This window comes from Mycolicibacterium sp. CBM1, from assembly GCF_054073305.1.
This window is the reverse complement of record NZ_JBSXPP010000007.1, coordinates 199,871-211,369: the sequence shown is the minus strand read 5'-3', so window position 1 is coordinate 211,369 and position 11,499 is coordinate 199,871. Positions and strand designations below refer to the sequence as shown.

Below are 11,499 nucleotides of genomic sequence, written 5' to 3'. Positions count from 1 at the left end.
CGAGGGTGTGGACGTATGCCGAACACCTGGTAATTCCGACTGGTCCGGGCGCACAAGCCCCGGCCGCACATTAACTAAGTGGAGGACTCCATCGTGGCCGTGAACATCAAGCCACTCGAGGACAAGATCCTCGTTCAGGCCAATGAGGCCGAGACGACCACCGCGTCGGGTCTGGTCATCCCGGACACCGCCAAGGAGAAGCCGCAAGAAGGCACTGTCGTCGCCGTCGGCCCCGGCCGGTGGGACGAGGACGGCGAGAAGCGGATTCCGCTGGACGTCGCCGAGGGCGACACCGTCATCTACAGCAAGTACGGCGGCACCGAGATCAAGTACAACGGTGAGGAGTACTTGATCCTGTCGGCTCGCGACGTGCTGGCGGTCGTCAACAAGTAACAACCGTGACCCGCCCCGGAGATCCCCGTGCCTGTTTCGGGTGATTTCCGGGGCGGTACGCGCTCAAAGCCAAGTCAGGACTGACATATGAGCAAACTGATCGAATTCAACGAATCCGCCCGGCGGGCCATGGAGGCCGGGGTCGACAAGCTCGCCGATGCCGTCAAGGTCACGCTCGGCCCGCGCGGCCGTCACGTGGTCCTCGCCAAGGCCTTCGGCGGCCCAACCGTCACCAACGACGGCGTCACCATCGCTCGTGAGATCGAGCTGGAGGACCCGTTCGAGAACCTCGGTGCCCAGCTGGTGAAGTCGGTGGCCACCAAGACCAACGATGTCGCCGGTGACGGCACCACCACGGCCACCGTGCTGGCGCAGGCCATCATCAAGCACGGCCTGCGCAACGTCGCCGCGGGAGCCAACCCCATCGCGCTGGGACAGGGCATCGGCCGGGCGGCCGACGTCGTCTCCGAAGCGCTGCTGGCTGCGGCCACCCCGGTCGCAGGCAAGACCGGCATCAGCCAGATCGCCACCGTGTCCTCGCGTGACGAGGAAGTCGGCGAGCTGGTCGGTGAGGCGATGACCAAGGTCGGCACCGACGGCGTGGTCAGCGTCGAGGAGTCCTCGACCCTGAACACCGAGCTCGAGGTCACCGACGGTGTCGGCTTCGACAAGGGCTTTGTCTCGGCGTACTTCGTCACCGACTTCGACTCGCAGGAAGCCGTCCTCGAGGACGCGTTGGTGTTGCTGCACCGCGACAAGATCAGCTCGCTGCCCGACCTGCTGCCGCTGTTGGAAAAGGTGGCCCAGGACGGCAAGCCGCTGCTGATCGTGGCCGAGGACGTCGAAGGCGAGGCGCTGTCCACCCTGGTGGTCAACGCCATCCGCAAGACGCTGCGCGCCGTTGCGGTCAAGGCCCCGTTCTTCGGCGATCGCCGCAAGGCGTTCCTCGACGACCTGGCCGTCGTGACCGGTGCACAGGTGGTCAACCCCGACGTCGGCCTGCTGCTGCGTGAGGCCGGCCTCGAGGTGCTGGGCTCGGCCCGGCGGGTTGTCGTCAGCAAGGACGCCACGGTCATCGTCGACGGCGGCGGTACCGCCGACGCGATCGCCGCCCGGGTCAAGCAGCTCAAGAGCGAGATCGAGGCCTCGGAGTCCGATTGGGACCGCGAGAAGCTGCAGGAGCGCCTGGCCAAGCTGGCCGGTGGCGTTGCGGTCATCAAGGTCGGCGCGGCCACCGAGACCGCGCTCAAGGAGCGCAAGCACCGTGTCGAGGACGCAGTGTCGGCGGCCAAGGCCGCGGTCGAGGAGGGCATCGTCGCCGGCGGCGGTTCCGCACTGGTGCAGGCGCGCAAGGCGCTCGAGCCGCTGCGGGCCTCGGTGTCCGGTGACGAGGCCCTTGGTGTCGAGGTGTTCTCCTCGGCGCTGTCGGCCCCGCTGTTCTGGATCGCCACCAACGCCGGTTACGACGGTGCCGTCGTGGTCAACACGGTCAGCGAACTGCCAGCCGGACACGGCTTCAACGCCGCGACGCTGAGCTACGGTGACCTGATCGCCGACGGTGTCATCGACCCGGTCAAGGTGACCCGCTCCGCGGTGGTCAACGCCGCCTCGGTGGCACGCATGCTGCTCACCACCGAGACCGCGATCGTGGAGAGGCCGGCCGAAGCCGAGGGTGACGGCCATGGCCACGATCACCACGGGCACGCCCACTAAGTAGTTCCGCCGTAGTTTCGGCTACGAAACACCCCCGGTCCTGTTGGGTCGGGGGTGTTTTCGTTATGGCAGGGGCGATGGAGCTCACAAGCACCGGAACGGGTGCAAGATATCGCGGATCGGCCCGCCGCACGGGCTCCAACCACTCGGGGGAGCCCAACCGGTCGGATTGTTCCAGTCGGGCGGAGCTTCCCAGCCCTGCGGCGGAATCCATCCCGGCGCGGGGTATCCGTTGTTCCACCCACTCCACTCGGGGTGGTACCAATCTTGCGGCCCGCCGCCGTTCCAGCCCGGCCCCGGAGGAGGCGGCGGACCCCACGCGGGCACCGGCGCGATTCCAGGTGCGGCGCTGGCGACACCGGTCCCGATACCCAAGGCGCCGGCGGCGAGAGCGCCGGTGATCCCGATTCCAGCAACGATCTTCACTACGTTCATGTTGATCACGACCTTCCCGATCCTGACGCCATGTGAGCCGCGGCTGCGGGTTTGCTTCCGCTGACTGTCCGACACCGGTCGAGTTCCGCCGGAGGATGGCATCTGGTAGTTAACCTAACTAGGCACCCTAGGTAGGGGCTATGGACTCGTTCTGCGTTCGATAGGCGGCACCGGTGTGCGACTGTCCCCACCGAATCCGCGTCGACCGCGAACGGCTTGGCTCGCACACCGCCGAGACCGGGTGACGGTCACGGCCATCGCGGGCACTCGCACTCGATAGGTCCCCTGCGATACACCCCAGTCCGGTTGGGCTGAGGGACTTTTCGGTGCTGGAGGGAGCTGGTTATGTAGACTGTTCGCGTCCGCGTTCGTTGACATTCCACCGCGCGGTCCCCGTAACGACGGCTGGTCAGCGTCTCGATTCGCCGGCCCGTTTTTGTCGGACCCCGCTGCGATGATGGGGTCATGTCCTCGACGACGGTGAGCCCGAAGCAGCGGCTCGAGGCGTTGTTCGAGGAATTGGCGGAGTTGTCCGGTCAGCGCAATGCGATTGACGGCCGGATCGTGGAAATCGTGGCAGAGATCGACCATGACGGGATCTGGGGTGCTACGGGGGTGCGTTCGGTGCCGGCATTGGTGGCCTGGAAACTCGGCACCTCTGCGTCGAACGCCGCCACGATCGCGACGGTTGCGCACCGTCTGCCGGAGTTCCCGCGCTGCGCACAAGGATTGCGAGAGGGGCGTCTGTCGCTGGATCGGGTGGGGATCATCGCCGCCCGCGCGGCCGACGGTTCCGATGAGCACTACGCCCAGCTGGCCGAGGTCGCCACGGTCAGCCAGCTGCAGACCGCGGTCCGGCTCGAGCCGCGTCGGGAACCAGAGCCGCGCGAGCCGCGACGGTCGATCACCACGACCCGGCGGGAGGACTCCACCACGTGGCACATCAGCCTGCCCCACGCGGAGGCGGCGACCTTCGACGCCGCCCTGCAGTCGCATCTGGATGCTCTGGTCACGGAGTGGAAAATCGACCATGACGGCAGTGATGGCGCCGCGGATGCCCGCCCATCCCTGCCGAACACCGTCGATGCGTTCCTGCAGTTGGTCGACGACGGTTGGGATGCCGAGGCCACCCGCCGCCCGCACGCCCAGTGCACCACCGTGGTCGTGCACGTCGATCTCGACCAGCGGTTGGCCAACCTGCATCTGGGGCCGCTGCTCACCGATGCCGAACGCCGGTATTTGAGCTGTGATGCGACCTGCGAGGTGTGGTTCGAACGTGACGGCCAGCCGATCGGCGCGGGGCGGGCCACCCGTACCGTCAACCGGCGGCTGCGCCGGGCCCTGGAACACCGCGACCGCACCTGCGTGGTCCCGGGCTGTGGGGCGACCCGAGGCCTGCACGCCCACCACCTCCAACACTGGGAAGACGGCGGCCCCACCGAACTGCACAATCTGGTCCTGCTCTGCCCGTATCACCACCGGGCACATCACCGCGGCCTGATCACCATCACCGGTCCCGCCGAGCGCGTCGTCGTCACTGACGACACCGGCCAACCCCTCACCACAGCGCCCCTGGCGCACACCCCGACACGCCCACCGCCCGACGTCCCACCGTGCCCTGGCCCCTACGGCGAGCGTGCCGACTGGAAGTGGTACCAACCCTTCCAACCCCAAGCCCCGCCGGCCAACAACTAGGCCTGCGGGTCGATGTCCAAACACGTTGTCGCGGAATAAAATTGATGCGTGATCAGATTTGGCGGCGCCGGGCGCCGATACCTCAACCTCGACGTGATTCGCCCGAAGCGGAATGCAACCGACAGCCGAGCGCGTTGCACCAAAGCATGAGCATTCGTCTCGGACTGCAGATCCCCAACTTCTCCTACGGAACTCCCGTCGCCGAGCTGTTCCCCGCCGTCATCGCCCAAGCCCGCGAGGCCGAAAGCGCAGGCTTCGACACCGTGCTGGTGATGGACCACTTCTACCAACTGCCGGGTCTGGGCGAACCGGACGAACCGATGCTCGAGGCCTACACCGCCCTGGGGGCCTTGGCCACCGCCGTGGAGCGGGTGCAGTTGTCGACCCTGGTCACCGGAAACACCTATCGCAATCCCACCCTGCTGGCGAAAGTGATCTCGACGCTCGACGTCGTCAGCGGCGGGCGGGCGATCCTCGGCCTCGGAGCGGGCTGGTACGAACTGGAACACGAGCAGCTCGGCTTCGAGTTCGGCACCTTCACCGAACGCTTCGAGAAGCTCGAAGAGGCGTTGCAGATCATCCTCGGAATGCTGCATGGGCAGCGGCCGACCTTCGACGGCAAGTGGTATCACACCGAGAGCGCGATCAACGAGCCGCGCTACCGCGACCACATCCCGGTCATGCTCGGCGGCAGCGGCGAGAAGAAGACCTTCCGAATGGCCGCCCGGTACGCCGACCACCTCAACATCATCGCGGACATGGACCAGCTGCCCGCCAAGCTCGAGGTGCTGGCTCAGCGTTGTGCTGAAATCGACCGCGATCCGGCAACGTTGGAGACCAGCGCGCTACTGACGGTCGTGCTCGACGGGTACGACGCGCCCCGCGACATCGGGGAGGCGCGCAGTGGGCGCGCGGTCATCGGCACCACGGGGCAGATCGCCGACGAGATCAAACGCCGAGTCCTCGACATCGGTATCGACGGGGTGATCATCAACCTGCCGACGCACCGGCATACCCCCGGCGTCATCACCAAGGTCGGCGAAGCGCTCAGGCCGCTGGTCGACGCGAGCTGACGCCGCATCAGAAGCGCTCGGGACGAATTTCGTACTTTCCGCCGGTAATCGGGGACCTTCCAATATCGTCGTACTGTCAAGTCACCCCTGTGTACTGAAGGAGCCCCGCCCGTGAACCGAGTCGCAGCATTCCTGGTGGTCTCAGCGTTGAGTGCCATGGCCATTGGGATCGCGGCACCGGCCAACGCCGAGCCCGCCGTGCCGTTCAAGAACTGCACTGCGGCGAAGGCGGCGGGCTACTGCGACATCACCTCGGATAGCCCGCTCTATACGCCGAGCCAGGACCGCGACAGCGACGGTTACGCCTGCGAGTGCTGATTTGCCGTAGCCCGGCACTCTAGAAACGTAAGCTCCCCGTCGTGGGCGGAACAGCGCACAGCGGCGTAGGCCGCTGGCTCGCGGCCGGGGGAGCGGTCGCGATTTCGGCGGCGATGTTCTATGCCCAGGGCACGGAGAACCGGCCCGCTCCCGCGCCGGGCCAAGCAGCCGCAACGTCGGCCGCGCAGGTCCCGGACATCGGCTCCCCGCGGCTGGCCCACCCCGCCGAAGCCGAGCTGTTGGCCGCGAGCGCGCCGGTCGCGGCCACCGATTATCAGCTCAGCCTCCCGCGCGGTGTCGCGCCGGAAGAAGGCCTGCAGATCCACACCATCTGGGCGGCGCGGGCCATCAGCGTGATGTTCCTGGAGATCAAGACGATCGGCGGGTATCGACAGGACCCGCTCAAGTGGCACCCTAACGGCCTGGCCATCGACGTGATGATCCCGAACTACCACTCGCCCGAGGGAATCGAGCTGGGCAACCAGATCGCCGGGTACGCCCTGGCGAACGCCGAGCGGTGGGGCGTGCTGCACGTGATCTGGCGGCAGGGCTTCTATCCCGGCATCGGCGCCCCGAGTTGGACGGCCGACTACGGCAACGAGACCGCCAATCACTTCGACCACGTGCACATCGCCACCGACGGCGGCGGCTACCCGACCGGACGCGAGACCTACTTCTTCGGCTCGATGCAGTCCACACCTGCCTGAGTGCTCGTGTTCGCCGACGACTTCCGTCCGTCGACTCTGACAGAGACAGGTAGTTGCGCGGGTTGACCCGCCCCGAGATGCCGTTACGGCTGTTCAGTGGCATGGCAGCACCTCGAAGTGCAGATGTGGCCCGGTGCAGCTCCCCGTGCAGCCGACATCGCCGATGGCCTGGCCTTTGGTGACCGTCTGGCCTGGCCGACGAAGGTGCGTGACGGTTGCGCGTAACCGGTCATCACGCCGAGACCGTTGTGCCGGTGTGGCAACAGCAGATTTGGCGCCCGCAGGACCCGGGATTTCTTCGGGCATCAGCCGGCGCTTCGGTGCTAGCGTCCCGAACACATCCACGAATGGGGCGATGCGATGGACGAACTGCTGCTGCACCACCGCGACGACCGGGGTGTCGTCACATTGACGCTGAACCGACCCGGCGCCTTCAACGCACTTTCGGAGGCGATGCTGACCGCGCTGGGTGAGGCGCTGGACGCGCTCGCCGCCGACGACACGGTGCGCGTGGTGATCCTGGCCGCGGCGGGCAAGGCCTTCTGTGCCGGCCATGATCTGAAGGAGATGCGGGCCGAACCGTCTCTCGAGTATTACCAGCGGCTGTTCGCCCAGTGCACCGCCGTCATGCTCGCCATCCAACGCCTGCCGGTCCCGGTGATCGCCCGTGTGCACGGTATGGCGACAGCCGCGGGTTGTCAGCTGGTGGCGATGTGCGACCTCGCGGTGGCCAGCCATGACGCCCGTTTCGCGGTCAGCGGCATCAACGTCGGTCTGTTCTGCTCGACCCCGGGTGTGGCGCTGACTCGCAACGTGCCCCGCAAGGCTGCCTTCGAGATGCTGGTCACCGGTGACTTCATCTCGGCCGAGCAGGCCCGCGATCTGGGACTGGTCAACCGGGTGGCGGCACCTGACGGGCTGGATGATCAAGTGGAACAACTCATTTCGCGCATTGTCGCCAAGCCGGGCGTCGCGGTCGCGATGGGCAAGGCCCTGTTCTACCGCCAGATCGAGACCGGCATCGAGGGCGCCTATGCCGACGCCGGCGCAACGATGGCCGCCAACATGATGGAGGCGTGCGCCTTCGAGGGCGTGCAGGCCTTCGTTGACAAGCGCACACCCAGCTGGTCCCCGCGCTGACATGGCGGCGCGATACGACCGGCCCTGGTGCCGGCCCGGCGCCGCGGCCTATGCTCGCCGCCGACTCAAGGCATTCCTGCGACCGCCGGTCACGGTGGTCACCGCGCCGGCCAACCTGATCAAGGATCACGATGTCTCGGTGCCCATGCGGGACGGGGTTATGTTGCGCGCCAACGTGTATCGACCGCCGGGTGAAGGCCCCTTCCCGGTGCTGATGTGCGTTCACCCCTATGGCAAGGATGTGCTGCCCACCCGCACGCGCCGGGGCTGGCGCCTGAATTTCCAGTATCGCATCATGAATCATCCTCAACCGTACCGGATTTCGAGTGAGACCGGCTGGGAGGCGCCAGATCCGGTGGCCTGGGTGGCGCGCGGCTATGTCGTGATCAACGCCGACGCGAGGGGGGCCGGGACCTCCGACGGTGTGGGCTCGTTGTTGTCCGACGACGAGGCCCGCGATGCCTACGACCTCATCGAGTGGGCTGCGGCCCAACCGTGGTGCAACGGCCGGGTGGGCATGCTCGGCGTCTCCTATCTGGCGATCTCCCAATACAAGGTCGCGGCCATGCAGCCGCCACACCTGGCGGCGATCTGTCCCTGGGAGGGCTTCACCGACGCCTACCGCGATTTCATGACCCCCGGCGGCATTCCCGAGCGGGGCTTCTCGCTGATCTGGACGACGATGACCCGCCGCCGCGCCCGCCTGGCGGACGATCTCGGTGCGCAGCGCCGGCGGCATCCGCTGCTCGACGACTGGTGGGAATCGCTGACCCCCGATCTGTCGCGCATCGAGGTGCCGATCCTGGCCTGCGCCAGCTTCTCCGACCACAACCTGCACAGCCAGGGCTCCTGGCGGCTCATTGAGTGCGCCGCAGCGGTGGAGCGCACCGCCTACACCCATCGCGGTGGCAAGTGGGCCGCCTTCTACGGCGACGACGCCCAACGTGTACAGACCGCGTTCTTCGACCGTCACCTCAAGGGGCTCGACGTGCCCGCCCTGCCGCGGGTCCGGCTCGAGGTGCGCGAGCGCGGCGACGCCGTGGCCCAGGTGCGCAACGAAGAGCAGTGGCCGCTGGCGCGCACCCGGTGGACCACTGTGCACCTCGGCGACGACGGCACACTGGGCATAGCCGAGCCCGTCGACACCGGATGCGCGGTGTTCCGGCTGCGGCGCCAGGCCGTCGCGTTCACCCACCGCTTCGACCGCGACACCGAGATCACCGGCCCGATGAGCCTGCTGCTGACGTTCTCCCTCGAAGGCGCTGACGACGCACATCTGTTCGTCGGCGTGGAGAAGTGGAGCGCGGGCCAGTACGTCCCGTTCGAGGGGTCCTACGGTTACGGGCGCGACCGCATCGCCGACGCCCGGCTGCGGCTGGCGCTGCGCCAGCCAGATGTTCTGCGCCCACTGTCACCGGGAGAGGCCGTGCGCACCGAGATCGCGCTCAGTGCGTCGTCGACGCTGTTCCGCGCTGGCGACGAGATGCGGCTGCTGATCTCAGGGCGTTATCTGGAGCCGCTCAACCCGCTGTTCGGGCACCTGCCGGCACGGTACCCGCCGAGCGGGCGCGGGCGCGGTGTCGTGCACTGGGGCCCCGGAGCCTCGGTTCTCACGATTCCGGTCATCTCGGGATGACATCTCGGGATGACTTTGTCGGCGCAGCGGCGTTGGCTGGAGTGACATGCGACAAGACCTGGAGGTCATCATGCGAATTGCGGTAGCCGGTGCCACCGGCAACATCGGCGCGCGTACCGTCGCCGCGCTGGAAGCCCTCGGCCACGATGCCGTGCGGATCAGTCGCTCGGTCGGTATCGATCTCCTCACCGGAGAGGGGCTGGACGACGCGCTCGCCGGCGTCGACGCGGTGGTCGATGCCATCAGCTCGCCACCCATCGGCCCCGACGAGACCCGTGAGTACTTCGCAACGACAACGACAAATCTGCTCGCTGCCGAGCGGCGCGCCGGCGTCGGCCACCACGTGCTGCTGTCGATCGTCGGCCTCCACCGGACCGACGGTGGCACCGCCCACTATGTCGGCAAGCGCGAGCAGGAACGCCTGGTCGAGGACGGTCCGGTGCCGTGGACCATCGTCCCGGCCACCCAATTCCACGACTTCGCGGCGATGGCCGCCAGCTGGACCGAGGATGGCGGTGTCGCCACCATCGCGCCGCTGTTGGTGCAGCCGATCGCCCCCGACGACATCGCCCGCGTCCTGGCCGAAGTCGCGGCCGAACCACCGCAGGGCCGCCATGTCGACGTGGCCGGACCGGAAACCCAGGACCTCGTCGACATGGCGCGGCGAACCCACGCCGTCCTCGGCCGCGCCATCACGCTGGTGCCCACCTGGTCGGGTCCGTTGGGCATCGAATTGGCGGGCAACGTGCTGCTGCCCGGTGTCAACGCCCGGATCGAGGCAACCACGTTCGAGGAGTGGCTGTCGGACGGGGCGAGTTAGCGCACACCCGCACCCGCGCAGACAAAGAGGCCCTCCCCAAGCCGGGATGGGCCTCTTTGGTGTTTGCTGGATATCAGGCTGTGCGGCGAATTCCGCGCTTCAGCAACAATTCACGCTCGGATTCGGACAAGCCGCCCCAAATGCCGTAGGGCTCACCGACGGCAAGAGCGTGCGAGCGGCACTGAGTGATCACCGGGCAACGCCGGCACATCTCCTTGGCCCGCATTTCGCGCTGGGCGCGGGCACGGCCGCGCTCGCCGTCGGGATGGAAGAACATCGACGAATCAACGCCTCGGCAAAGGCCTTGCATCTGCCAATCCCAGATGTCGGCATTGGGACCCGGTAGCTGCTGCGGCTGTGGCATTGGAAAACCCCTCTCTCCGCGCACATTTCGCACACGTGAGTTGTGGAACCGATCCGAGCACTGTCGCCGATGACTACTCGTGAGGACAAAATTAGGGTGGCGTGCAAACCGCGTCAATAGTCACGTCATGTGCTCAATCACATAACGGCAGCTTGAGAATTTACATCGCGTTCATCATTGCGACCCATCATCGCCGGCTGAGGTGCTAGATCGCTTGCGCAGCGGCCGGTGCCCGAGTGGTTTGTGCACTACGGGCTGCGGGCGGTCGGCCGCTGATTTTTTCGCGCCGGGCACGTTGTTGACATGGCTGTAACACAACGACCACAAACTGTTAACTGACGCCACCGTCTACGGCGCCTTGATAGCGTCGCCGCTGAGATGGACACCTCCACGCTGAGCGCCGCGGCCTTCGGCGGGGACCCCGGCTGCTGGCCGCTGCCCGCGGCGCCCTCGACCCCCGGACTCTGGTTGCGCGCCGTCGCCGCTGGCGGTCAGGGCCGCTACAGCGCGGCCCGCGCGGACCTCGCCGCGCTGCGTCGCCGGCGGCCTTCCGGGGCGCTGGTGTCGCTGTCGCTGAGCACCGAGGCCTCCTTGCTGCGCCAGCTCGGTGGCCACCGCGTCGCCGCGGGGTGGGACGGTCGCGCACTGGCGGCCGCGCTGGCGGCCGGTGATGAACCGATGGCACACGAGGCTGCAGTCGACGCCGCGGTGGGTCTCGCGGCCGACGCACTGGGGGTCGGCCGACTGGCGGCGTCGGCGAGGCTGCTCGAGCGGGCGCAGGACGCGATGCGTCGGACCGGACCGACCCCGCCCCGGCACGCCATCAGGCTCGCGTGGGTGAATGCCGAACTGGCGATGGCCGGCGGACGCGGCGACGACGCACTGGCGCACGCTCAGCTCGGGGCAGAGCTTGCCGCGGGCGCTGCGCCCGGCCTGCGACGGCATCGGGTCAAGAGCGATGTGGTGCTCGCCGCGGCGCTGTGCTGTGCCGGCTTGCCCGACCGTGCGCGCGTGATCGCCGACGCCGCGCTCGCCGACACGCGCGCGCACGGTCTTGTACCGCTGCGTTGGGCGGTGGCGTGCCTGCTCGCCGATATCGGTAGTGCAACGCTTACGTCACAGCAGGTCTCGGGAATCAAAGACGAATCCGCAGCGCTTATTACGCGGCGCGGCGGCCGGTGGGGCGGCAGCTAACGCCCGATCGG

General features: G+C 67.6%; 13 protein-coding genes. 10 read left to right on the top strand and 3 right to left on the bottom strand.

The features are described from left to right. Positions 1–90 precede the first annotated feature (90 nt). Together groES and groL are read left to right on the top strand one after the other, a co-directional pair. Positions 91–393: a co-chaperone GroES gene (groES, locus tag ACXDF8_RS12505; protein WP_036346100.1), complete on the top strand. Its 303-nt coding sequence runs from the start codon at positions 91–93 to the stop codon at positions 391–393. A gap of 87 nt (positions 394–480) precedes the next feature. After that, positions 481–2,106: a chaperonin GroEL gene (groL, locus tag ACXDF8_RS12500; protein ID WP_457223568.1), complete on the top strand. Its 1,626-nt coding sequence runs from the start codon at positions 481–483 to the stop codon at positions 2,104–2,106. A gap of 84 nt (positions 2,107–2,190) precedes the next feature. Here groL and ACXDF8_RS12495 read toward each other — a convergent pair whose 3' ends face one another. Continuing rightward, a complete protein-coding gene (locus ACXDF8_RS12495) occupies positions 2,191–2,532 on the bottom strand; it encodes a hypothetical protein (RefSeq protein WP_457223567.1) in 342 nt (113 codons plus the stop codon). 474 nt (positions 2,533–3,006) lie between these two features. Here ACXDF8_RS12495 and ACXDF8_RS12490 point away from each other — a divergent pair, with 474 nt between their 5' ends. The 4 genes from ACXDF8_RS12490 to ACXDF8_RS12475 all read left to right on the top strand — a co-directional run bounded on the left by ACXDF8_RS12490 (position 3,007) and on the right by ACXDF8_RS12475 (position 6,334). Then, complete coding sequence (locus ACXDF8_RS12490) at positions 3,007–4,236, top strand: HNH endonuclease signature motif containing protein (protein WP_457223566.1); 1,230 nt, start codon at positions 3,007–3,009, stop codon at positions 4,234–4,236. Positions 4,237–4,382: 146 nt separating this feature from the next. Next, positions 4,383–5,309, top strand: coding sequence for an LLM class F420-dependent oxidoreductase (locus ACXDF8_RS12485; RefSeq protein ID WP_457223565.1), 927 nt, complete (start codon positions 4,383–4,385; stop codon positions 5,307–5,309). A 111-nt stretch (positions 5,310–5,420) separates the two neighbouring features. Next, positions 5,421–5,627 (top strand): excalibur calcium-binding domain-containing protein, encoded by a 207-nt coding sequence (locus ACXDF8_RS12480; RefSeq protein ID WP_457223564.1) that lies wholly within the window; start codon positions 5,421–5,423, stop codon positions 5,625–5,627. A 113-nt stretch (positions 5,628–5,740) separates the two neighbouring features. Beyond that, positions 5,741–6,334, top strand: a complete 594-nt coding sequence (locus tag ACXDF8_RS12475; RefSeq protein ID WP_457223610.1) for a VldE C-terminal domain-containing protein — start codon at positions 5,741–5,743, stop codon at positions 6,332–6,334. A 93-nt stretch (positions 6,335–6,427) separates the two neighbouring features. Here ACXDF8_RS12475 and ACXDF8_RS12470 read toward each other — a convergent pair whose 3' ends face one another. Next, positions 6,428–6,640: a M23 family metallopeptidase gene (locus ACXDF8_RS12470; RefSeq protein WP_457223563.1), complete on the bottom strand. Its 213-nt coding sequence runs from the start codon at positions 6,638–6,640 to the stop codon at positions 6,428–6,430. 54 nt (positions 6,641–6,694) lie between these two features. Between ACXDF8_RS12470 and ACXDF8_RS12465 the strand changes: the two genes are divergently transcribed. From ACXDF8_RS12465 to ACXDF8_RS12455, 3 genes are read left to right on the top strand one after another with little or no spacing between them, the layout of a single operon-like run. Further along, positions 6,695–7,474: an enoyl-CoA hydratase gene (locus ACXDF8_RS12465; protein ID WP_457223562.1), complete on the top strand. Its 780-nt coding sequence runs from the start codon at positions 6,695–6,697 to the stop codon at positions 7,472–7,474. 1 nt (position 7,475) lies between these two features. Beyond that, complete coding sequence (locus tag ACXDF8_RS12460) at positions 7,476–9,110, top strand: CocE/NonD family hydrolase (protein WP_457223561.1); 1,635 nt, start codon at positions 7,476–7,478, stop codon at positions 9,108–9,110. A gap of 46 nt (positions 9,111–9,156) precedes the next feature. Continuing rightward, complete coding sequence (locus tag ACXDF8_RS12455; protein ID WP_457223560.1) at positions 9,157–9,930, top strand: SDR family oxidoreductase; 774 nt, start codon at positions 9,157–9,159, stop codon at positions 9,928–9,930. Between the two features lie 73 nt (positions 9,931–10,003). Here the strand turns inward: ACXDF8_RS12455 and ACXDF8_RS12450 are convergent, their stop codons facing one another. After that, positions 10,004–10,294: a WhiB family transcriptional regulator gene (locus tag ACXDF8_RS12450; protein ID WP_078020591.1), complete on the bottom strand. Its 291-nt coding sequence runs from the start codon at positions 10,292–10,294 to the stop codon at positions 10,004–10,006. A 378-nt stretch (positions 10,295–10,672) separates the two neighbouring features. Between ACXDF8_RS12450 and ACXDF8_RS12445 the strand changes: the two genes are divergently transcribed. Further along, complete coding sequence (locus ACXDF8_RS12445; protein ID WP_457223559.1) at positions 10,673–11,488, top strand: hypothetical protein; 816 nt, start codon at positions 10,673–10,675, stop codon at positions 11,486–11,488. Positions 11,489–11,499: the final 11 nt, after the last annotated feature.